The organism is Rickettsia asiatica, assembly GCF_007989425.1.
Lineage (GTDB): Bacteria > Pseudomonadota > Alphaproteobacteria > Rickettsiales > Rickettsiaceae > Rickettsia > Rickettsia helvetica.
Genome location: NZ_AP019563.1, coordinates 900200 through 924062, shown reverse-complemented (window position 1 = coordinate 924062; position 23863 = coordinate 900200). Strand labels below are relative to the sequence as shown.

Sequence of the window (23863 nt, the reverse complement as noted above, 5' to 3'; positions counted from 1 at the left end):
CGATGTCATTCCTACTCCGTCATTGCGAGCAGTCGTAGACTGCGTGGCAATCCAGAAAAAATAATAAAAAAATTCTGTAAATCAGAATTTTTTACTGGATTGCTTCGTCAATTGCTATGCAATTTCCTCGCAATGACAATAACACTTTTTTAACATAATAAACATGCTCCATAACTTAAAACAATTATTCCAACAACATAACGTAAAAGGTTTGTCGACCAACTCTAAAAACATTAAGAAGAATGATGCCTTTTTTACGATTAAAGGACAGAATACCGATGGAAATGATTTTATTAAGGATGCTTTAAGCAAAGGTGCAGTATTAGTAATTACAGATAATGAAAAAAATACTGTTATAGATAAAATAATCTATGTAAAGGATGTACAAGCAGCTTTATATGAAGCTATAGAAATCTTCTATCCTAAAAAACCAAAGAATCTAATAGCCGTAACCGGTACTAACGGTAAAAGCTCGGTAGTATCCTATATAGCTCAAACATATTCATTACTTGGGGAAAAAGCCGCATCTATAGGTACGATAGGTGTAGAGATTTTTGGCTGTGATAGTCTTATAAATGATGTACCGGAGTTGACTACACTTGATTATTTAAGCTTTAGAAAAATTGCTCATAATTTAGCTGAAAACAGTATAAAATATTTAGCTTTTGAAGCTTCTAGCCATGGTCTTGACCAAGCAAGGCTTGGGGAAACAAAAGTAAATATCGCATGTTTTACTAGCTTTAGTCAGGATCATCTAGATTATCACCATACAAAAGAAAATTATTTATTAGCCAAACTGAAATTATTTACTGATCATTTATTACATGGAGGTCTTGCAATATTGAATTCCGATATAGAAGAAATAGAGTTTGTTAAAGATTACCTACATAACAATAATATTCAATTTATAACCGTTGGGAAAAAAGGTGATTTAGAAATAACTAAAATTAACGGTTCTTTAAAAGGACAGGATATTAATTTTACATTTAATAATAGAGAATATAATTTTCATACGCCGATAATCGGTAGTTTTCAGGCTAGTAATTTATTAATTACTGCTCTTAGTGTGCATTATACCGATTTTGCTTTTGATAAAGTTATAGATTCTTTAGTAGAAGTTAAACCGGTAAAAGGCAGAATGCAGCGAATAAGCAACACTAATATTTTCGTTGATTATGCCCATACTCCGGATGCTCTTGAAAAAGCTTTAACAGAGCTGAAAAATATTAAATTACGTGATAGTAAGCTAAGCGTAATTTTTGGCTGCGGCGGTAATCGTGATAAGACAAAGAGAAGTCTTATGGGGCAAATAGCCGCAAAACTCGCTGATCATGTCATAATTACAGATGATAATCCACGCAATGAAGACCCAAAGCTTATTAGAGCTGAAATCATAAGCGGTATAGATAAAGCAAATTATATTGAAATAGCAAATAGAGAAGAAGCTATTAAATATGGTATAAATAATTTAAAACAAGACGATATCTTATTAATTGCTGGCAAAGGTCATGAAAATTACCAAATTATCGGCGATAAGAAAATATTTTTTGATGATGCTGAAGTTGCAGGGAAGAGTATTTTTTCGATGTCATTCCCGCGGAAGCAGGAATCCAAAAAATAACTTCTTAATGTTGACAAATAAACCTAAAAAAACAAGTTTTTTGTAGGTTTTTCTGGATTCCTGCTTCTAGCTAGGAATGACATCGAAGTATTGGCTATCTCAGCAATTCTTTTTAGGCAATGCCGTATTCTTACGAGCTTGAAGCTTGAAATAATTATAGAAATGTACTAAACTAAAGGCTATTTATAAAAGAAACTATGTGCCTGTAATTAGTCGTTTTCTTGGTATTGTAATTATGATGTACTATCACGATCATAATCCTCCTCATTTTCATGCCAAATATGGTGATTATGAAATTATAGTTTCACTAGAAGGTAAAGTTATGGATGGTAAATTTCCTAAAAGAGCTTTATAACTGGTTATAGAATGGCTTAATTTATATAAAGAAGAATTACTAGTTAACTGGCAAAAAACTCAAAATGGTGAACCCATTAAATCCTATTACCTCCTTGGAGTAAAGAAAATGTTACATGTCACATCAGTGAAATATATTAAAGATTATTATATTCATCTAGCTTTTGATGACGGTACAGAAGGAAATATTGATTTATATAAATATCTTAAAGGCTTAATATTTGAACCTCTTCAAAATAAAAACTTATTTAATAAGGTCACTCTAGATAAAGAACTGCACACTATTACTTGGCCTAACGGTGCAGATTTTGCACCTGAATTTCTGAAAACTAATTTAGAAATTAGTTAACAAACACTATATATGATCTGGAACTCTAAAACTTTAAGTGCTGCTCTCGGTATAACAATCTCTAATTCTATCAATTGTAATGAAGTGCAATTTAATTCCAAAGACGTTAAAAAAGGTGATTTATTTATAGCACTTCAAGGTAATAGAGACGGCCACGATTATGTTTTAGATGCAATAGATAAAGGAGCGGCAACCGTAATTGTTAGTAAGCAAGTAGAGATAACGGATAAAGATAAAATTATTTTAGTTGATGATTGTTTTGAAGTTCTACAAAAAATGGCTTTATATAAACGAGAGAATTCAAAAGCTAAATTCATAGCTATCACCGGTAGTGTCGGTAAAACCTCCACTAAAGAAGCTTTAAAAACCTTACTAACTGAGACTAACGATAAATCATTAGACCTCTTATATAATGAAGCTAATAAAGAGGAATTTGAAGGAAACACGGAACGCAGAACCGCAGCGTACACTTTAGTACGTGAGGATATGAGTACCGGATTGACATACAAATTACCGTTAGAAGCAAGTTATATAAGAGGTCTAATTTTTGCTAGCCGAGATAACTTCAATAATCACTTGGGATTACTTATTAATCTTGCTTCAATGCCTGATGATACGGAATATGCTATTTTTGAGTTTGGTATGAACCGTAAAGGCGAAATAAGAGAATTAGTTCAAATATTAAAGCCGAATATTGCTATGATTACTAATATTTCGGAAGCTCATTTAGAATTTTTTAACTCGCTTGAAGAGATAGCTGAAGCTAAATGTGAGATTTTTGAAAATTTTAGCAAAAATGATATTGCCATTATTAATGCCGATACTAATTGCTATAACAAAATATTATCGATATTAAAAAACCTTTCTATTACCAATATACATAGTTTCGGTAGATCATCTAAAGCTTCAGCTGAATTAATTTTATATGAGAAGCTAGAAGATCAAGTTCATTTAAAGTATAAGATAAATAATAAAACCCTAGATGTAACTATACCTTTTGTTCCTGGGCATTTTACTGAAAATTATACTGGTGTACTTTTAATTATCGATATATTAGGTAAAGATCTAGAGATAGCTGCAAATCACTTAGCAAATATTTCTCCTACTAAAGGAAGAGGAGAAATTATCAATATACAAAATTGTCGTGTAATTTGTGATTACTATAACGCAAGTCCCGCTTCAATGAAAGCTGCATTAGAATATTTAAAACAAGTACCTGCCGAGAATAAAACCGCTATAATAGGCGATATGCTAGAGCTAGGGGGGGATTCTAAACGGCTACATGAGGAACTAGTACCGTATATACTAGATGCTGGTGGTTCTAAGGTCTATTTAGTAGGAGCAAATACTAAATATATTTATGATTTACTACCTTCCAAAATAGCTAAAAAATACTTTAAAAATGTTGACGAATTAATTACGCATATCACGGATTTATTTGAAGGCAATGAGCTTATCCTAATAAAAGGGTCAAGAGGTGTAAAACTTGATAAGATTGTTGATTATTATAAATAAATACACTAGGATATTTCTAATATTGCATGGCTTGGTTTGTCCATTATTGCGAGGAAATTACGAAGTAATTGACGAAGCAACCCAGTAAAAAATGCTAATCTTTAGCATTTTTTACTGGGTTGCCATGCTCCTTTTAGTCGCTCGCAATAACGATTTGGTATCCGTGCAACAATAAATAACATCAAAATATACTTTTTAATTTAAATCTACAAATGTTATACAATCTTTTACTTCCTCACATCCATAATTCACATATAGCTAATTTATTTCACTATATTACTTTTCGTAGCGGTCTTGCTATGATTATAACTCTAAGCCTGAGCTTTATCACAGGTCCTATATTAATAAAATTTCTGCGATCTCTTCAAAAAAATGGCCAACCTATACGCTTGGACGGACCTGAATCACATCAAATAAAAGCAGGTACTCCGACTATGGGGGGCATTATGATTATTTTGTCTAGTTGTCTCTCTACTTTATTACTTGCCGATTTAACCAATAAATATATTTGGATTACGTTATTTGGTTTTATTAGCTTCGGTATTATAGGATTTATGGATGATTATGCTAAGGTAACTAAAAATAACCATTATGGGGTAAGAGGGAAAAGTAAGCTTTTGCTGCAAGGAATTATTAGCTTAATCATATGTGTTATACTAGAATATACCGATAAAAATCCAAGCCATTTACTTAACGTACCGTTTTTTAAAAATTTAAGTTTAGATCTTGGTTATTTTTATATAGTTTTTGCTATATTTGTTATAGTCGGCTCTTCTAATGCTGTGAATCTAACGGATGGGCTTGACGGGCTTGCTACCGTTCCTATTGCTTTTACTGCCGGTTCTTTTGCTTTAATAAGTTATTTAGTAGGAAATCTAATTTACTCGAACTACTTACAGCTAACCTATATACCGAATACCGGAGAGTTAACGGTGTTATGTGCGGGATTAGTCGGTAGCTGCCTTGGATTTTTGTGGTTTAATGCACAACCGGCAGAAGTTTTTATGGGCGATACCGGTAGTTTAAGTCTTGGCGGTGTACTTGGTATTATTAGCGTCATTACTAAGCATGAAATAGTCTTAAGCATAGTCGGCGGCTTATTTGTTATTGAAACGGCATCCGTAATTTTACAGGTGTATTATTTTAAAGCTACTAAAGGAAAAAGAATATTTAAAATGGCACCGCTCCATCATCATTTTGAAAAACACGGCTGGGCAGAATCAAAAGTTGTAATAAGATTTTGGATTATTTCAGTCATATTTGCTCTTATAGGTTTATCATCCTTAAAATTACGTTAACTATACTCGTTTAATTTGAAAAATTGGCTACGTCGTCTTATAAGCTCAAGGATACTCACGTATTATTATATGCTGCGTTCCTTAACTTATAGACTCCTTGCTCTTTTTCAAATTAAACTTCGTCTATCTACTTTTTATTTATCAAAAATACATTAACATAAATTAACTTTCTCTTTGCTTTTGTACGAGAAATGTACTATAATACCGATATTAATTTATAGTAGGTGTATGACATGGCTAAAGAAATAGATATAAATAAATTATTAGCACAAGAAAATAATGCTTTAAATACTATATTAGGCCAAGTAAACGAATTATGCGAACAAAATAAGAAGCTGCAAGGTTTAATCGAAATACAAAATGAAACTAAAGTACTAGAAAAAGAACATAACAGATCGCTGCATTGGTTTAAAAGATTTATAAAAACAGTTTCTAATGTAAAGTATATTTTTATAAAAAGTGAAGAACAGTTAACAAATGAAGCAATAAAGTATAATAATAAAGTATTAAAAGATATTGATAATAAGATATATAATATAGCGGAAAAATCTGCACCTTTAAAGCAAGCATTACAAGAAGAAATCAAAAAAAATTTTGAGGATTTAACAAAGAAAAATTTATCTAAAGATCAAAGAGAAAGATTATCAGAAGTATTTTTTAGTTATAAGAGTGAACCTGAAAGATTCTCAGCTCTACATATGACAAATTCCTTACAATTCATTAATGCGGAAGAACTAGAGAAACAATATAATTCTTTAAATGCTACAAAACAAAACATCCAAAATTTAATATCCGAAAATTCTAATATCAAAGAACTTAAAAAAATACAAAAACAGGTTGCTGAAATTAGGGAAGAAATACCTTATACATTTTTTGAAAAATTAAATAACATTTGGCAAAATGTTAAAAATGTTTTTGTAAATAATAGTGAGCAGGTTTTAGCAAAAAACAAAGAAAGTAATACTAGAACAATTAGCAAGATTGATGAACAATTATATAAAACGAAGCATAAATTTGAAGAATTAATTGAAAATAAAGAAAGAAATATTAATGATATAATTGCAAAGTTACCTGACAATGAGAAGTTGCAAAAGATAGTAAGTAACCTTACAAATCACATGACGTCAAAAAAAGAACCAATATTAGCAAATTCGTCCCTAGCTAAACCTTTGGAAAATGATATTCCGCCATCACTACCTTTACCGGAAAATAACATTCCGCCATCACTACCTTTACCGGAAAATAACATTCCGCCACCACCACCTTTACCGGAAAATAACATTCCGCCACCACCACCTTTACCGGAAAATAACATTCCGCCACCACCACCTTTACCGGAAAATAACATTCCGCCACCACCGCCTATGGCTCCGGCTCAGACTGAGACATTATCTAAGCCTGTAGAAGCTACTACGGTTAAAAAACTGGAAAATCAACCACATCCTTCTATAGATACTTCTGATTTAATGAAAGACATAGTAGGACCAAAAAACCTAAGAAAAGTTGAAAAAACGGATGTTAAGGCACAAGATTCTAGAGATTTATTGCTGCAGTCCATAAGAGGTGAACACAAACTAAAAAAAGTTGAATTTGATCCTAATACAGGGAAACCGGTTGCATATTCTCATAGTAAGCCTGCTCAGAATGTTAGCAAACCTAATGAAATTGCATCAATTTTAGCACGAAGAGTCGCTATGGAGATGAGTGATAGTAGCAGCAGCAGTAGTGGTAGTGAAAGCGATAGCGATAGCGGTAATTGGAGTGATGTTAGTACTAAATCAAAGGTTCTAAAAACTAAAGGAGAACGAGATGCTATAAAGAGTACCCATGTTCAAAAAGGTTTAAGTGGCAAAAATTCACGAAAATCGTCATTTGGTATAGGTTAATTAAGATGTTATTTCTTTGAGTGGGCTTTGTTGCATGACTTTTATGTCATTCCCGCGAAAGCAGGAATGACATAAAACACCATACGTACTTATCCTCTAAACTTCTTAATTACTTCAACTATTCTTTTACCGAATAAATTAGCTGTTAGAAGATCGCCTTTGGTAGGAGTAATATCAGGGGAGGATTTGTGGTTAGATTGAGTCATAAGTCCTGACCAGCTACCTAAGCGGTTAATTTTATCGGGAGCAGGCATCTCATGATCGGCAAAATTCGGGGCAGCTTCAGCTTATCCAACCCAAATCATGCAATGCTGCATAGCGAAGTGAAATAGCTGCTGAATACTGCATAACTTATCACCTGAATAAGAAGCAGAATTAGTAAAAGCTGCAGCTATTTTATCTTTTCATTTTTGTTGGCACCCATCTAGTTGAGGTAGCCTCCATAAATGTTTTAAACGGTCCTGCTAAACTACCCATATAGGTTGGGACTCCAAAAATGATAGCATCTGCATTGTCTAATAAATCCCAATCGATATTATCAGGTTTATCTTTATTTATTTGTATAATAGAAACATTTGCTCCTGCTTCTTTTATGCTCTTATTTAGTTCTTCAGCTACTTTTGCAGTATGACCATATCCACTATAATATACGATAGCTACTTTAATCATTTTGCCTGGGATAGTTCAGTTGGCAAGATCGCCTTTTTGTGAGACTTGCATAGCCCCTAAAATAGTTAAATCAATATGCGAACCTCTGATCATGCCGAATGAAAAGCTACTGTTGAAATAGCTACTTTCAGGAATAGCAGTGATAGTTTGCTTACCGGCGTTAATTAAATCAGGATCTTTTCCTCTCCTGCGTAAGGAAACGGTCCCATACCAAGCATACCGTTCTCGCTTTAAAATATTATGTTCACTCCTTTAGGTATATAATTTGCTACATGCGTAGGCATACCTATACCAAGATTGACATATAACCCGTCTTTAAGTTCCTCTGCGGTTATTTGATAAATTTCTTCTTTACTCCAAGCCATATCTTATTTTTCCCTGACAGTTAATTGCTCAATATGTTTCTCATATTTTTCACCTACCATTAATCGCTGTATAAAAATATTAGGTGTGTGAATACTATCAGGTTCTAGATCTCCTACCTCAACTATTTCCTCTACTTCACAAACCGTAACTTTAGCTGCTCCTGCCATGACTGCATTAAAGTTTCTTGCTGTTTTATTATAAATTATATTGCCGCTTTTATCGGCTTTAAAGCCTTTAATAATAGCAAGGTCAGCTTGAAGTGCAGTTTCATTATATATTTCTCGCCGTTAAACTCCTTTGTGTCTTTACCTTCCTCTACGATTGTACCTAATACCGGTTTTAGTATAAAAAGCAGGGATGCCCATGCCAAGCAGCTCTAATTCGTTCAGCTAAAGTTCATTGCGGGTTTAATTCAAGCTCAAGTACTTTATCAAGATATTGTTGTTCAAAAATCTTATTTTCTCCGACATACGAAGAAATCATTTTTTTTATTTGTTTAGTTTGAAGAAGTAATCCAAGTCCGAAATTGTCAACACCGCAATTATTGCTAATAATTGTTAAATTCTGAACATTGCTTTTAAGAAGTGCATTTATTAAATTTTCAGGAATACCGCATAAACCAAAGCCACCGGACATTATAGTCATGCCGTCATAAAGAAGTCCTTCAAGAGCAGCCTCAGCCGAAGGATAGATTTTATTCATAAATTTTAAATTATTTAATATCTATTATCTAAGAGTGTATCTATAAATAAATTTAAGTGGTAATTAAAGAGCTTTTATAGCGAAAATTAATAAGATTTTTGATAGGATATTATTCATATTTCAAAAAAATCTTATAATTTGCAGCAAAAAAGAATTTAATTACCACTTAAATTTATTTACAGATACACTCTTAGAAATTAGGAGGATTTTCAAAAGAAGTCAAGGACATACCTACGTTTGGTATATTAAAAAAATATTTTACAAATTTAAAATAGTATATATTGTGGCTACTTATTATTAATAAAAATTAATAATACTATGAAATGAAATAAATTAAATTTAACTATTGCTACTTGTCTTTTATATTCATCATCAGTATTAGCAACTGCATCAAATATTGATGACGATATAACAATTCAAGAAAATTCTAAAAAAATTATAGCTATGTAGTTACTTATGATAAAGATATGTCCTCAAGAGCGAGTAGCGATGCTGCTATGTCATTGATTGAAGGTTACCGTCAATTAGATGATGCTATATTTGCCGATTCAGATAATATAGCTTATGAAGATCTTAAGTTATATTACAAGATTTACTGCTACATCTTGGATTATGGTAGGTAATCATGAAATAGGAGGTCAATGGAGCAAGAGCAAGAGAATTTGACTTAAAAGTAACAAAATATGAGGTAGATCCTTTTGATGGTACAACATATTTTAAAGCTAAAGATTTTAATTCTTTGCAAGTTCATAAGCAAATTGCTATAGATACAGGGGGGATTCAAGCAAGTTATTTGTTATCTGAAAATATTAAAGATAGATATATGGCAAGTAACAAAATTAATCCTACTTACGGTATAGGTTATTTATGGACAAGACTAGATCAAGCAGGATATATCTTTAGTACTAAATTTAATGATAAAGATAAAAGCGGTAATGATATAAATGCATATGTAACAGCGATTAACTCCATATACGGTAAAAATTATATTACTAAAAATAAAATTCGTTCATATGCTTATTTAGATTTATTTAATCCGTTTTTATTCTATTCAGGATATTCATTTATAATGAATACTAATCTTAATAATATTCCAATGTTTGAGTTGGGAGAAATAAAATATTTACCTGCGACTAGAGCGATACTTGCTCCATACGGTTTAGAGCGTGGTTTAGTTAACCATTTTGTTGTTGATAACAAATATATTCAAGTTAATATTAATTACGGCAAAAATCAGAAATTTAAGTCTTATGGTGTTGGAGTTAAAGCAAATAAATTAATCGAATTCGATTTTGTCGGTTTAGGTTTAGAAGCGGCATTTTGGAATCAGCCTAAAATGTTAACCGCTACTCCTTTAAAAGAGAGCTGTAAACAAGGTGGACTTGGGGCAGTTAATTTTTTGAGCTTATCTTAAATGAAACCTTTAAGATAGTCGGCTTAGGCGGTTACAAAACAGCCGGATTTATAGAAGGTATGCCTTTAAAATCTTCAGCTATAGTTAGAACAGGGTTAAAATTAGATTTATAAGCATTGCAAAAAACGTCATTGCGAGCGACTAAAAGGAGCGTGGCAATCTCAAGATTTTAGCCCGAGATTGCTTCATCAAAACTTACAGTTTTTCCTCGCAATGACGAAAAATCCAATCCACGCAGGCAATGCCTTCGTAGGCATGACATAAGGACACTTATTTTTTTATTAACTCTCTACTTATTTTAAAGTATATATGTAATCATGATATTAAAGTAATGATATATGACGATAATATGCTAACTATTCTAGAAAAATTTTTATTCTCTTCTGTAAAAATGTTCATTAATATACGTGAAGATACCGTATCTGCTCTTAAAAGGCTTGGTATTAATAATATTCGGGATTTATTATTTTATCTACCCGTTTCTTATCAAAATAAAACATTATCGCCTAATTTAACCGAAGTTAGAGACGGTGAAATAATCCAAACGGAAATTGTAATTGAGAGCATTAATTTACCAAAGAAAAGTAATCAGCCTTTAAAGATTACGGCTAGTAATGATACCGGTTCTTTGTTATTAGTGTTTTTTCATAAGCCCCCACCGTTTATTTTTAATAAGCTGAAAGTTGGTACTTCTCATATTATCAGCGGAAAGGTACAATTCTTTGATCATTATTTACAAATTTCGCATCCTGAATTTATTACGAATCCTAAACTTGCAAAAGAAATAGAGCCGATTTATTCCCTGACATACTTACTTAGTAACAAGCAGTTATATTCATATATCATAAAAGCAATAGATATATTTGAAGAGAAGTGTAAGGGAGTGGAAGATAAAGAGGTAAAGGATTATTTGAATGTTATATTGCAGAGTTTGAAGGTGTTGCATGTAAGCGAGGCTGTCATACCGTGGCTTGACCACGGTATCCATAACAACAACTGGATCCCGCGATCAAGTCGCGGGATGACAACGGAAAAATCTAGTAATACAATAAAGCCGCGGGATGACACTGGGGCGGCCAAAAAACAACTAGCAGCCAAGGAACTTATCGCTAATCAAATATCTCTTTTAAATGTACGTACACAGATAAGTAGAAGACAAGGTAATATTTACCCTAAAGCGGTGGGTATTCAAACAAATATATTAAATGAGCTAGGGTTTGAGTTAACTTCTTATCAAAAGCAAGTTATAGAAGAAATAGAGCTTGATCAAAGCGATAAAGTAGAAATGATGAGATTACTGCAAGGCGATGTTGGCTCAGGTAAAACTTTGGTAGCTCTGCTGACGATGGTAAATGTGGTAGCTAGTGGATTTCAAGCAACGCTTATGGCTCCAACCGATTTGCTTGCCAATCAGCATTATGAGTTTTTTGTTAAAGCTTTAAAAAATACTAATATAAGAGCCTCATTACTTACAGGTAAGATACTGGGGGCAGCTCGTAAAAATATTATGATACAACTTGAAAACGGTGAGATTGATATATTAGTCGGTACTCATGCGTTATTTCAAGAAAAAGTAAGTTTTAAGAAGCTAGGCTATATAGTGATCGATGAGCAGCATAGATTTGGAGTGCAGCAGCGTTTGAATTTAATAAATAAAGGAGCAAATCCTGATGTATTAGTTATGACTGCAACACCGATTCCTCGAAGCCTTGCACTTACTATGTTTGGTGATATGAGTATCTCAAAGCTAATGGGTAAGCCGAAAAATCGTTTACCTATCGCTACAAATACCATGTCCGTTAACAAGATAGAGCATATTATAGAAGCAATAAACAAAAAGCTTGTAGTAGGTGAGCGGGTATATTGGATATGCCCATTAATAGAGCAAGGAAAAATCTCTGTTGTCATCCCGCGGCTCGACCGCGGTATCCAAAAAACAACTTGTAATGCTAGTAATTTTGACTGGATCCCGCGGTCGAGCCGTGGGATGGCAACAGAGGAGGAAGAGGATAGTTCATTAATGGATGTGATGAATCGTTTTAACTCTATCGAAAATATCTATCAAGATTATACCGGTATTATTCACGGTAAGATGAAGAATGAGCAGAAAGACCAAATAATGAAGCAATTTAAGGAAGGCAAAATTAAGATATTAGTTGCAACAACCGTTATTGAAGTCGGAATAGATATACCTGAAGCCACCTTGATAATTATTGAAAATGCTGAGCAGTTTGGTCTCGCTCAACTTCATCAGCTTAGAGGTAGAGTAGGGCGAGGCTCTTTGCAGTCATATTGCATATTGCTATACAACCCTAAAAGGCTTGGTAAAGTGGCACGAGGTAGGTTTGAGATAATGAAACAAACTAATGACGGGTTTTATATCGCTGAGCAGGATTTAAAACTTAGAGGTAGCGGTGAGATTTTAGGAGTAAAACAAAGCGGTGAAATGGAGTTTTTCTTTGCTAACTTGGCTAAAGATTATGATCTATTACTTAAAGCTCATAAATTTGCAGAGATAGGCTTAAAAGGTAATGCGGATTTTGTTGACTTTCAGATAAAGCTCTTCGCCAAAACGCAAGTAAGCGAGTTGGTTTAGTTTAAATATGTTATTTCTAGTGGGCGTTCATTGGTTTTTCACTGTCACCCCATGGCTTGTCCATGGGGTCTAGTTAAAAATACTAAAAACTATTAGTATTGTATTATTTTTCTACTCTTAATTTACGTATTGAGCATCTCCAATTATTTGATATTGTGAGCTATCATTAATCTCAGAGTATTGTGGTGGAGCGGTAGGAAGTTCTTCTGCTGTATGACAAAAGACAGTATCTAAGGATTGAGTTTGTAATTGATCATGATCATTAAGTTTTGCTAATCCTTTTAAAAAAGTATTAAAAACTGCTTTATCTTTTAGAGCAATATCAAAAGCTTCACTAATGCTACTATTTTCTAATTTGACTCCGGTTGCTTCTACTTTACTAAAGTAATTTTTCAATAGTGAAGTGTTTTGTGATTCTACTATATTCTTTAGAACTGAACTTCCTTTAGAATCTATATAATTATGATCAAATTTTTTGGATGAAAGTAAGCGTTGTGCAGTCTTTTCTTGAGATTGTTTTAATGCATTTTGAAAACCTTCATTTATACTAACCCCTATAAGGTTAGAAAATTCTTCCATAGCCTTTAATTTTTTATCAGAGTTAAATTTATTGAAGATTTTAGGTTGCTTAAAGTTTGATGTTTGTAAGATTTGTTTAAAATTTTTATATCCTTGGATGATACGGTATGCTGACATAAGTTAATCCTTTAATATTATTTAATAATTCATATAGCTCAAATATTAAATATTCTTAACCATATAAATAAGCTTTAGTATTATACATATAATGGATTTAAATGTCAATTAATTAATTTGTATTTTCGCTATTTATAATAAAAATGCATTAAAATGATGATGAGAAGAGTAGGGAAAGAATAATAAATGAGAAAGAACCGAATGTTGTAAAACGGGTTTTACGAGGATAAAGTTAATCCTGTGTGATTTCAGCAAGTCTAGTAAACAGAGCTTCAATCATATCCCAGCTTTTTTTTGAATAGTGAGTAAAGAAGAATCATTAATATTTATTTGTTTTAATAAATCTATTCCCATTTGTTCATGTTCAGGATCAAGATGCATATGTGTTTTGAAATGTTTTGCTGCTTTATGATTAAAAAATATCGATCCTAATTTTTCATAAAATATAGTAGCACAAGACTCTATTACTAAATGGACAAGGACGGCTCTTTCACTATCTCTAAGAGTCATCATTTTTAGCGTAAACCAAAGAACCTAAGGCCTCAAAAATAGAATCTGTAGTTTCTTCACCATTTTCTAGATTTTGGGATAATTCTATATTATGTCCAAATTCATCGGTAAGATGCTCCCATGCAAGTTGTTTAAATTCTTTTATTTCAGAAAACACTACTCTTGCTAATACCATTTTTTGAAATTCGTCTGACCAAATCCGAAAATATTTAAGAAATTTATTTTTTCGTAGGGTACTATCTAACTTAATTTCAAATAGTTTGTTTTTTCTAAATTGCTCTTTATATTGTTCATTATCCGAAATTAGATGATCTATCAAATCCATATAAGTAATATCAATATTATCTAAATCATATTAATCTAGGACCACTGTCACTAATTATTAATGTTTACTTACCAACTTTTAAAACCATATGTGTATTTATAGATGAATATGAATTGTAAGATCATCATTTGTATGCAGTAAATATATAAAACATTTCGACTTATCCATTTTAGATTTATAGCTATTTTTTGTGAGTAATCGCTTATGATCATTAATATATAGGTAATTGTTAAGAAAGTAACATTTAAAATTAATTCAGTATTTGAAAAATTAAAATTACTGAAAGGAATTGCAAGAGTAAAAAGAGTCGAATGCACGAAAGAAGCAAAAATTGCTATAAAACAGCAAAGTTTTAGATTTGCCTGCTCATGTTTTGCAATAAATCCAAGTATCATTATAGCAATTACAAGAGTCCCATAATCAATCAAAGCCCAGCTAATATACCACAATATTACCATTATAATTACATGACAATAACCGCTATAGAAAAAGCTAGTTGCAGAATTGCGAAAATAATAAATATACCATTGACCTAAATAGATTGATATTATAATATTTGTAGTAATAAACTGTTTAAACAATACGGTAGTATATATTTGTAGTAAAACACCGCATATTATTATTCTAGTTTTTGGTTTATCATGGAAATTATAACCGGCAAAAAAGCAGAAAACCGGCATAGCGGTTCGACCTATGATCCGCATAATTGTTAGTTCAGGATATAGATATAAACCAATATGATCAATGATCATGGCTATAATAGCTAAAGTCTTTAACAAATCCTGATAGTTTGATTGGTGCTTATTTCTTGTTATTACCATAATTAACAGTTTTTAGTAAATATGCTGAGCTAAAAAATATTATAGCTCCGATTATAATTGTATAAGCTAATGTACAAGCTTTAATTAGTAAATATTCCGAATAAAAATATTCTAAATAATAATGTTTTATTAAAGCAATTGTAATAGACATTAATGTACAGCTTAACAAAATTTTACCACAGAAAAGCTTTATTCCAGCTTCTATGTAAAGCTTATTTTGTTTCGTAGTATAGCTATATAATAAACCTAAATTATACCATGCTGCAATAGATGTACCAACAGCAATACCGATATGTTTCAAAGAATCCATTAGTAGTAAATTCATACCGGTATTAATTATTATCGAAAATAAGGTTATTTTAAGCGGTGTTTTCGTATCTCCGTTAGCATAAAAAATAGGAGTTAAAATTTTTGCCAAAATAAAAGCAGGAAGTCCGAGTGCAAATGCAGAAATAGCCTCGGCTGTATTTGTAGTATCTTGGCTTGTGAAAACTCCTCTTTCATATATTATGTTAATAATAGGATGAGACAGAATTATAATACCGAATGTAGCAGGTAATGATAATAATAACCCCATTCTAATAGCATTATTTTGTACTTTTGTTGCAGCTACTATATCGTTTGATTTATAAATTTTGGATAATTCAGGGAGTAATATAGTAGAGAAGCTAGTACCTATTATCGACAAAGGAAACTGGTAAATCCGATCGGCATAAGATAATATAGAAATAGCACCTTCAATAAAACTAGCAATAGATTGGGATATGAAAAGGTTTAATTGCTGTACGCCGGAGCTAATAGTCGCGGGTCCCATATTAATCAAAAGCTTTTTTACATCGGGATCGCTTGGGTTAAAAATTATCGGAAAACTTAAATTCGCTCTTTTCACGGAGATAAACATAAAAGAAACTTGTAATATTCCGGCAATTATTAAAGATAGACTGATTGAAATGATAGATTCCATGTAATCATCTAACATTAAAGTGCAAATTATTACGCATACGCTTAAAATAACCGGCGAAAAAGCAAAAGCTGCAAATTTCTTTACGGAGTTTAATATTCCGCCAAGTAAGGCGGTCAAGGATATAAATATCAAATATGGTATAGTAATTCGGCATAAAAATACCGTAAGCTCAAACTGTTCTTTTTTACCGTGAAATCCAGGAGCAATAAACAGCATTAATTGTGGCATGAAGATTTGCATTAATGCTATTATTACTATTAATATCAGAAGTAGAAGAGTAAAAACCTCACCTGAAAAATTATTAGCGGCTTTCTTAGAAATAAGTATTTTTTCATTGTAAATAGGGATGAATACGCTTGATAATGCCCCTTCTGCAAAGATTCTTCTAAATAGATTCGGTAGTTTAAAGGCAACATTAATGCTATCGCCCATAGGCGTAGAGCCGAATAATGATGCGATAAATTGTTCACGCACAAGCCCGAATATGCGAGAAATTAGTGTAAAAAAAGCTACTACGACCCCTGAACGAAATAATCGACTTCCTGCATAACTTGCTTCTAAAGGTAATTTATGTGTCAATCCTAATACCTTATCCTCACGTACTAAAGTGTACGCTGCGGTGTTGCGTTCCGTGTTTTCTTTAAATTCCTCTTTATTAGCTGACGTTTGCAAGAAGTCGGTCACTGTTTATTTTTTATATAAATGTTATTTCCATATAGGGATGTTACGTGGATTGGGAAATTTTTACATTGTCATACCGTGGCTTGTCCACGGTATCCAGAAAAATAACCTCAACGTTGTTACCGACAGTACATAGTTTGATAGAATAAACATATAAAAATTTATTTTTATATGTTTTACTGGATCCCGTGAATAAATCACGGGATGACAGAGTTTCCCTACACCTATGCTCCTGCCCTGTCTATTCCTTCATTAATCAAGCTATCTGCTTTTGCTTTATTTTCCCATCCGGTAACTTTAACCCATTTACCTTTTTCCAAATCTTTATAATGCTCAAAGAAATGAACGATACGTTTCTTGAGCATGTCACATAAATCATCTAGCTCTTTAATATGATCGAAAGTAATATCAAGCTTTGAGGTTGGTACTGCGATTATTTTCTCGTCGAGTCCCGATTCGTCTTCCATCATTAATATGCCGACTGCTCGGCATTTAATAACAGAACCTGGTACTACGGCGTGATGGGATATGACTAGTACGTCTACCGGATCACCGTCATTTGCAAGAGTATGAGGAATAAAGCCGTAATTACACGGATAGCTCATGGTAGTTTGCATAAAGCGATCAACAAAAACCGCTCCTGATTCTTTATCAAATTCGTATTTGATTGGACCGCTATTCATCGGAATTTCGATAATTACGTTTATTTCATCATTATTTGCTTTTGCTTTGATTTTATCTATAAACATGTTTTCATTTATTTGGTTTGTTGATTTAGTTATTTTTCGTCATTGCGAGAAGAATTACAACGTAATTCGACGAAGCGATCTCAGGCTATTTTACTAGATTGCCGCGTCGCTTCGCTCCTCGCAATGACGTTGTTATTTCAGAGGTCTATAATTCTCATCATGCTTTGCAAGCAATTGTCTTGCTATAAATTTCCCGTCCGATAATTGCCCGATGGCAATAATTCCTTGTCCTTCACGAAATAGAGCAGGAAGTACACCTTGGTATAATATCTCTAAATCCTTAATATTATCGGTAATAATAAAACTTATCTTATCAGCGGCAATTTTATTTATTGAGTCTGTTTTAACAAGCCCACCGACTCTTAACTCCTTGCTTTGTTCTATTTCATTAATTTTTGACGGCGGCAAAAAAAATACTATATTTTTCTCTAAATTATAAAGTATTATACTAATTCCGAGAGCAGCTGAGCAGAAATAAATAATTATTGTTATTAATCTATTTCTTACTCTCTTTTGCATTAAAGTTCTGTTTATTTTTCAATGACTTGTAATTTAAAAAACTTACGATTAATAATATCGTTAAAACTAGAAAAGTAAATAAATATGCAGCTAATATATAATTACTCATTAATTGCCTTTCAAAAACTCCATAATTTCCTTAGGTGAAGAATCTAAGTAGAAATGTTTCAGATATTTTCCGTTTGCATCGATTAAATAGGTAAAAGATGAATGATCAAGCATATAGTTTGGGTCGTCATCATCACCATTTACACGAGCATAGAAAACCTTGAATTTATTAGTTACATCTTTTATCTGCTGCTCGTTACCGGTAAGACCTATAAATTTCGGATGAAAATGTTTTAGATATTCTTTAAGTACTATAGGAGTGTCACGTTTTGGGTCAATAGTGATAAAAACAGGTAGAATATCTATTTTATGTTTATTTAAAATTTCTACAATCTCCGTCATTTTATTTAGAGAGGTTGGGCATATATCAGGACAACTAGTAAATCCAAAGTAAATGAGGCTTAAGTTGCCTTTCAACTCATCACTATTAAATATCTCTCCATTTTGATCTATTAGCTCAAAATCACCGCCGATTTTTACGTTGTCTTCATAGATATTAACTTGACCAGCAAGCGGTTTTTCAGGCGTTCTTAAAGATAACAACAAATATAATGCTCCTACTCCTATTAATAAGCTAATTACGATAATTATTTTTATAATATTTGACTGCATTTTCATAATATATACTCGTTGAACTTGAAAAATTGGCTACGTCGTCTTTGTAAGTCCTCCAGTCCTCACGTATTATTATACGCTGCGGTCCTCGGCTTACAGACTCCTTGCTCTTTTCCAAGTTGAACTTCGTATATCAACTCTTCATTTCACAGGAGTATAATTCTTTTCTTTCAAGAAGTTCAAAATTACGACATCTTGATTGTTCTTACACCAGACCTAGCTTTTTAGGTTTAAAATATTTTACCCAAATATCTATTAACAATTTAGTAATGATAATCGCCGAAAACATTGAGGATATGATCCCGATCGTTAATGCAACGGCAAAACCTTTTATTACACCTACTCCCAATATATAAAGTAAAAAAGCAACGATTAAAGTAGTTAAGTTAGAATCAAGGATAGTAGCAAACGCAGATTCAAAACCGGTTCTAATAGCATAAAGATTAGAAACTCCCTTATGTAGTTCCTCCTTAATTCTTTCGTAAATCAATACATTAGCATCAACAGCCATACCCATAGTTAGTATTATTCCTGCAATTCCCGGCAGAGTTAAAGTAGCTTGGAAAAGTGAAAGTAAAGCTAGAATATATAACAATGCAAGGCTTAAGGCTATATTGGCAAATAAACCAAGTACACCATAAGACCAAACCATAAATATACACACTGCTATAAACCCTATAAGTCCTGCTTTTTTTCCCGATTCTATAGAATCAGCTCCTAAATTTGGACCTATACTTCTCTCTTCAATAATTTTAAGTGGAGCAGGGAGAGAACCGGCTCGCAATAATAGTGCAAGCTCATTTGCCGACTCAACGGTAAAATTTCCTGTTATTATACCGCTGCCGCCCATAATTGCTCCATTTATCATTGGAGCACTTAGTAATTTATTGTCTAAAACTATAGCAAGACGTTTACCGGTATTATTTTTAGTTATTTCACCGAATATTTTACTACCTAAATTATTGAAAGAAAAAGCAACTACTGCTTGCGAATTTTGGTCAAAAGAAGCTGAAGCGGTTGTAAGCTGATCCCCACCTAAAACAACTTTTTTCTTTATAACGACATAATACCCCCCATGACTTTCGCTATCTCCCTTAACTAGCATTGAACCTACCGGAACATGTCCTTTTACCGCTTCTTCGATATTGGCATTTTCATCAACTAAATGAAAAGTTAGCTTTGCAGTTTGCCCTAATATATTCTTCAAGTAAGAAGGATTTTCTTCGCCGGGAACTTGCAGTAATATATGCTTATCGCCTTGTTTCTGTAGGGTCGGCTCTTTAGTGCCGGTACTATCAACTCTCATGCGAACGATCTCAATAGATTGGTCTACTATCTTGTTAAGTAAGTCATTCAATCTAGACTCACTGTAGCTTAGTTTTATTTTATTTTCATTTACTTCAGTGATAATTTCCTGATCGATTTTATTAATTATTTTCTTTAACGGCTTTAATTCCTCAGGTGATCTTACTTCTAATTGAATGCTATTTTGTCTAACTAACAGATTTTTATAGCCAATTTTATCCTCACGAAAATTTTTGCGTAAAGTGTCGGCAAGATTTTCCATTGAATCATTTAAGTAGGTATCAAAATCAACATCGAGTAATAAATGAGCTCCTCCTCTAAGGTCAAGCCCTAGATTTACTGAATCATGAGGCAGAAACTTAGAGTTTACCTGCATGAAATTAGGTAAGGCACAAATAACCGCAAAAACCGTACATATAATTGAAAGAAAAATTTTCCACTTAGGAAGATTTTGCACCGCTTACCTTCTTATCTTTTTTGTTATTTTCTTTTTTACTGCTACTTGCTTTTGTACGACTAGTTATATCAATAATAGCACTTTTTAAAACTTTAATACGTACATCTTTGGCTATTTCGACTTCAATATTATTATCGCTATCGCTTACTTTAGTTATAATACCGTAAATGCCACTATTTGTTAGAACTTCTTCGCCTTTTTTAACTTCACTTACTAATTTCTCTCTTTCTTTGCGGCGTTTTTCTTGTGGACGTAATAATAAGAAGTAAAATACGGCAAAAATTAAAACCATTGGTATTAAGCTTGTTAACCCCGATTGTAGAGAATTTGTTTCTACAGGCACTACCTCAGTTTCCTGTATTTCTATAGTATCGTTATTATTTGCCTGATTATCTTGCGTACTTGCTGACATATGTAATTTCCTAATTATTGCAATAGACTTCGTGCATAACCTCCTTCTAAAGGTAATTTATACGTCAATCCAGTACTCGCATATCCCCTCACGTACTTTTTTGTACGCTGCGGTGCTGCGTGCCGTGTTTCCTTCAAATTCCTCTTTATAAGATAGGTTATGCATGAAGTCTAATAAAATAAAAATAGCTAGCTAAACGTTTTTATGCAAGGGTAAAATAAATAATGTATAAGTTTGTGCTAGTATCAAAGATAGACGTCGTCATTGCGAGCGACTGAAAGGAGCATGGCAATCTAGTAAAATAATAAAAAAATTCTGATTTACAGAATTTTTTACTGGATTGCTTAGTCAATTACTTCGTAATTTCCTCGCAATGACAAAAAACTGATCTACACAACAAAGTCCTGCTTCCACGGGAATGACATTTTTTAGTATGAAAGGGAACTGGAGCGGGTGAAGGGATTCGAACCCTCGACTTCGACCTTGGCAAGGTAGCACTCTACCCCTGAGCTACACCCGCTTAAATAAAATAACGGCGTTTTAATGTAAAAAGTTTAAGGGGATCAAAATTAATTACATATAAAACACCTTAGTGCTTTTTAATCTAAGCGAATCTGAATATAAGTAATTATAAGATAAATTGCAAGTATTAAATTAGAAATTTATTGGCATTGCTAAATAAAGATAGATTGGTTAATAAATTAACGTCATTGCAAGGAAATTACAAAGTAATTGACTAAGCAATCTAGTTAAAAACTCTGTAAACTAGGATTTTTTTTTTATTATTTTTATGGATTGCCACCCTCCTTTCAGTCGCTTAGCTCATGACGACATCTGTCTTTAGTTAGCAATGCTATAAAATCTAATTTTTTTAAATTGACTTTTATTTTTATATAAAACAGTATAGTTTTTTATTAATTTTAACTAAACTGTAAAAAAGTGTGTTAAGTTACGCAAAAGAGCAAAAAAGTTTAGCTCGTAATCAAAAAGAAGCAATAGGGCTACTATCGATAGGTACGTTTCTTGAATATTTTGATCTCATGCTCTATGTACACATGGCGGTACTTCTTAACGAGTTACTTTTTCCTGAAGCTGATGCATGAGCTGCTTCTCTATATTCTGCCATTGCATATTATTCCACATATGTATTTAGACCTATCGGTGCTTTAATATTCGGTTGGATAGGAGATACTATAGGTCATAAGGCCGGTCATTATTACAATTTTTTTAATGTCGCTTTGTTGTCTTATAATGGCTAATTTAAAAACTTATGCCGAAATTGGTATTACGGCAACTTTTTGTAGTAACTGCGTGTCGGATCGCTCAGGGGATGTCCTCTATAGGAGAGGTAGTAGGTGCCGAGCTTTATCTAACCGAAATGACAAAAATTCCTCAACGTTATTGGGTGGTGGCTTCGCTTGTTGTTTTTGTAACTTTAGGTGCAACTGTAGCATTGGCAGTAGGAACACTTGTTACTTCTTTTGGATTTGATTGGCGTATTGCATTTTGGTTTGGAGCAGCTATTGCTATAATTGGTGCTGTTGCAAGGACAAATCTTAGGGAGACTTCGGGATTTCATTGATGCAAAAAGATGAATAAAGAAAACTGTAGCACAAGCGGGGATAGATAGTAATCGGCTAAAATCAAGCCCTATTTGGAGTGAAAAAATTAATAAAACAACAGCAATAGCTTTCTTTTTTATACATTGTGGAGCACCGTTATGGTTTTATATTGTTTATATTTATTGCGGTAATATGCTAAAAAACTCATTTGATTACAGTGCTGCTCAAGTAATTCATCAAAATTTTATTGTTTGTGGTATAGAATTAATAAGTACAATAATTGTTACTTATTTGGTTTGTAAAATACATCCTTTAAAAGTCCTTAAAGTAAGATTAATAATTTTTCTATTATAGCTATTATATCCCCTATCTTACTAAATAATATTTCAACTACTATCGAATTACTTTTATTCCAATTCTAATTGGTTATACATTTGGAGTAAATCATTTTATAAAGTTAGAGGAGAAAGCAGAGAGTTATTATTAGAAAAAGCTTTTTGTCTTTCAAGTTCGATATTAAAAACTTTTAGGCATAACTCAGCAAATTCTTGTTCTAGTTTATAATTTATATTAGCAGCGACCAAAAGAAAATTTATTAAAGTCTCTTCAATAATTTTTCTAGCTTTCTCAGGTGATTTAACTCCCAAAGTTTGCACATTATGAATTCGGTCAAATAATTTTATTAATGCCATATTGTATCTTTTCTCTTTAATTAATAAGTTTAGGCTTTCTCCACTACTTATCTGTCCGTAAGATTTAATTCTAGTTAGACCTTCTATGTGCTTTGCTACTTCCGGTCCAAAAATTTCGGTAATTGCTTCTTCAGTTAATTCAGTGTCTTCAATAGTATCATGAAGTAAAGCGGCTTGCAGCATAATAACGTTATGAAGCTTAGGTGCTTCTTCAGCTACAAATTCAGCAAGCATAATTGCTACCTCAATCGGGTGCGAATAATAAGGATCGCCGGATTGACGCATTTGAGAACCATGATATTTACGGGCATAGTAGATACCTTTTTTGATTTCGAGTATATCTATAGGATTTTCTACTTTAGTATTTAAATATTCGAGTTTATCAAGTAGTTTTTTACTATAAACACAAATTTCAAACTTTTCTTTCCAAGAGCTTAAATCTTCCATAAAAGTTATTTCTTATCTTATTATTAATTTGTGGGCTATTAATTAAAAAATTGGGCATTGCCTAGAAAAAGTTGATAATTTGAAAAGTTTACGTCATTGCGAGGAAAATTACGAAGTAATTGACGAAGCAATCCAGTAAAAAATTCTGTAAATCAGAATTTTTTTTATTATGTTACTGGATTGCCACGCTCCTTGCAGTCGCTTAGCTCATGACGATATCAACCGTTTCG

The 23863-nt window shown here is 32.5% G+C and carries 21 protein-coding genes, 1 tRNA gene and 6 pseudogenes; 12 read left to right on the top strand and 16 right to left on the bottom strand.

Annotated features, from left to right (window positions below; translation table 11 throughout):
* Positions 1–21: 21 nt before the first annotated feature.
* From RAS_RS09940 to RAS_RS05420, 7 genes and pseudogenes are all read left to right on the top strand, one after another.
* Positions 22–152 (top strand): annotated as a pseudogene (locus RAS_RS09940) (zinc ABC transporter substrate-binding protein); the annotation flags it as partial.
* Between the two features lie 11 nt (positions 153–163).
* Positions 164–1621, top strand: coding sequence for a UDP-N-acetylmuramoyl-L-alanyl-D-glutamate--2,6-diaminopimelate ligase (locus tag RAS_RS05445; RefSeq protein ID WP_147143060.1), 1458 nt, complete (start codon positions 164–166; stop codon positions 1619–1621).
* A 199-nt stretch (positions 1622–1820) separates the two neighbouring features.
* Positions 1821–1976 (top strand): DUF4160 domain-containing protein, encoded by a 156-nt coding sequence (locus RAS_RS05440; RefSeq protein ID WP_147143057.1) that lies wholly within the window; start codon positions 1821–1823, stop codon positions 1974–1976.
* Between the two features lie 108 nt (positions 1977–2084).
* A complete protein-coding gene (locus RAS_RS05435; RefSeq protein WP_147143054.1) occupies positions 2085–2324 on the top strand; it encodes a DUF2442 domain-containing protein in 240 nt (79 codons plus the stop codon).
* A gap of 12 nt (positions 2325–2336) precedes the next feature.
* A complete protein-coding gene (murF, locus tag RAS_RS05430) occupies positions 2337–3839 on the top strand; it encodes a UDP-N-acetylmuramoyl-tripeptide--D-alanyl-D-alanine ligase (RefSeq protein ID WP_147143052.1) in 1503 nt (500 codons plus the stop codon).
* 212 nt (positions 3840–4051) lie between these two features.
* Positions 4052–5137, top strand: a complete 1086-nt coding sequence (gene mraY, locus RAS_RS05425) for a phospho-N-acetylmuramoyl-pentapeptide-transferase (RefSeq protein WP_147143049.1) — start codon at positions 4052–4054, stop codon at positions 5135–5137.
* Positions 5138–5370: 233 nt separating this feature from the next.
* Entirely contained in the window at positions 5371–7023 is a 1653-nt protein-coding gene (locus tag RAS_RS05420; protein ID WP_147143046.1) for an Arp2/3 complex-activating protein rickA, read from the top strand.
* Between the two features lie 89 nt (positions 7024–7112).
* Here RAS_RS05420 and RAS_RS08645 read toward each other — a convergent pair whose 3' ends face one another.
* The 3 genes and pseudogenes from RAS_RS08645 to RAS_RS09935 form a co-directional block, all read right to left on the bottom strand.
* A complete protein-coding gene (locus tag RAS_RS08645) occupies positions 7113–7277 on the bottom strand; it encodes a hypothetical protein (RefSeq protein ID WP_172616136.1) in 165 nt (54 codons plus the stop codon).
* 142 nt (positions 7278–7419) lie between these two features.
* Positions 7420–8057 (bottom strand): annotated as a pseudogene (locus RAS_RS11115) (CoA-transferase).
* A 3-nt stretch (positions 8058–8060) separates the two neighbouring features.
* A pseudogene (locus RAS_RS09935) lies at positions 8061–8760 on the bottom strand (CoA transferase subunit A).
* Between the two features lie 467 nt (positions 8761–9227).
* On the opposite strand from RAS_RS09935, the gene RAS_RS09930 reads away from it, so the two are divergent.
* From RAS_RS09930 to RAS_RS05380, 3 genes are all read left to right on the top strand, one after another.
* Complete coding sequence (locus tag RAS_RS09930; protein ID WP_232049165.1) at positions 9228–9383, top strand: hypothetical protein; 156 nt, start codon at positions 9228–9230, stop codon at positions 9381–9383.
* Between the two features lie 116 nt (positions 9384–9499).
* Positions 9500–10174, top strand: coding sequence for a hypothetical protein (locus RAS_RS05390; RefSeq protein WP_232049164.1), 675 nt, complete (start codon positions 9500–9502; stop codon positions 10172–10174).
* 349 nt (positions 10175–10523) lie between these two features.
* Positions 10524–12770 carry an ATP-dependent DNA helicase RecG gene (locus tag RAS_RS05380; protein WP_147144076.1) on the top strand — a complete coding sequence of 749 codons (2247 nt, stop codon included), beginning with the start codon at positions 10524–10526 and terminating at the stop codon, positions 12768–12770.
* Between the two features lie 117 nt (positions 12771–12887).
* Here the strand turns inward: RAS_RS05380 and RAS_RS05375 are convergent, their stop codons facing one another.
* From RAS_RS05375 to RAS_RS05315, 11 genes and pseudogenes are all read right to left on the bottom strand, one after another.
* Entirely contained in the window at positions 12888–13466 is a 579-nt protein-coding gene (locus RAS_RS05375; RefSeq protein WP_147143038.1) for a hypothetical protein, read from the bottom strand.
* 232 nt (positions 13467–13698) lie between these two features.
* Positions 13699–14301: pseudogene (locus tag RAS_RS05370) on the bottom strand (hypothetical protein).
* A 68-nt stretch (positions 14302–14369) separates the two neighbouring features.
* Positions 14370–15122: a TraX family protein gene (locus tag RAS_RS05365; protein WP_147143035.1), complete on the bottom strand. Its 753-nt coding sequence runs from the start codon at positions 15120–15122 to the stop codon at positions 14370–14372.
* Complete coding sequence (gene murJ / locus RAS_RS05360; RefSeq protein ID WP_410524594.1) at positions 15103–16665, bottom strand: murein biosynthesis integral membrane protein MurJ; 1563 nt, start codon at positions 16663–16665, stop codon at positions 15103–15105. Before murJ ends, RAS_RS05365 begins: the two co-directional genes overlap by 20 nt.
* Before the next feature lie 326 nt (positions 16666–16991).
* Complete coding sequence (gene ppa, locus RAS_RS05355) at positions 16992–17516, bottom strand: inorganic diphosphatase (RefSeq protein WP_147143029.1); 525 nt, start codon at positions 17514–17516, stop codon at positions 16992–16994.
* A 132-nt stretch (positions 17517–17648) separates the two neighbouring features.
* Complete coding sequence (gene ccmE / locus RAS_RS05350) at positions 17649–18035, bottom strand: cytochrome c maturation protein CcmE (protein ID WP_147143026.1); 387 nt, start codon at positions 18033–18035, stop codon at positions 17649–17651.
* Positions 18036–18143: 108 nt separating this feature from the next.
* Entirely contained in the window at positions 18144–18761 is a 618-nt protein-coding gene (locus RAS_RS05340; protein WP_147143023.1) for an SCO family protein, read from the bottom strand.
* A 202-nt stretch (positions 18762–18963) separates the two neighbouring features.
* Complete coding sequence (secD, locus tag RAS_RS05330) at positions 18964–20520, bottom strand: protein translocase subunit SecD (protein WP_147143017.1); 1557 nt, start codon at positions 20518–20520, stop codon at positions 18964–18966.
* A complete protein-coding gene (gene yajC, locus RAS_RS05325; RefSeq protein ID WP_147143015.1) occupies positions 20504–20932 on the bottom strand; it encodes a preprotein translocase subunit YajC in 429 nt (142 codons plus the stop codon). The genes secD and yajC overlap by 17 nt, the downstream gene beginning before the upstream one ends.
* A gap of 20 nt (positions 20933–20952) precedes the next feature.
* Positions 20953–21097 (bottom strand): annotated as a pseudogene (locus RAS_RS05320) (palindromic element RPE1 domain-containing protein); the annotation flags it as partial.
* Positions 21098–21377: 280 nt separating this feature from the next.
* Positions 21378–21452, bottom strand: a tRNA-Gly gene (locus RAS_RS05315).
* 421 nt (positions 21453–21873) lie between these two features.
* Between RAS_RS05315 and RAS_RS08640 the strand changes: the two genes are divergently transcribed.
* Both RAS_RS08640 and RAS_RS09925 read left to right on the top strand, forming a co-directional pair.
* The gene (locus RAS_RS08640) at positions 21874–22035 is read left to right on the top strand and encodes a hypothetical protein (protein WP_010422020.1); all 162 of its coding nucleotides are present in this window, start codon (positions 21874–21876) and stop codon (positions 22033–22035) included.
* A gap of 227 nt (positions 22036–22262) precedes the next feature.
* Entirely contained in the window at positions 22263–22514 is a 252-nt protein-coding gene (locus RAS_RS09925; protein WP_232049163.1) for a proline/betaine transporter, read from the top strand.
* Between the two features lie 429 nt (positions 22515–22943).
* Here RAS_RS09925 and RAS_RS05290 read toward each other — a convergent pair whose 3' ends face one another.
* Together RAS_RS05290 and RAS_RS05285 are read right to left on the bottom strand one after the other, a co-directional pair.
* Positions 22944–23633, bottom strand: coding sequence for an HD domain-containing protein (locus RAS_RS05290; RefSeq protein WP_147143011.1), 690 nt, complete (start codon positions 23631–23633; stop codon positions 22944–22946).
* Between the two features lie 89 nt (positions 23634–23722).
* Positions 23723–23831 (bottom strand): annotated as a pseudogene (locus tag RAS_RS05285) (lytic transglycosylase domain-containing protein); the annotation flags it as partial.
* Positions 23832–23863 lie beyond the last annotated feature (32 nt).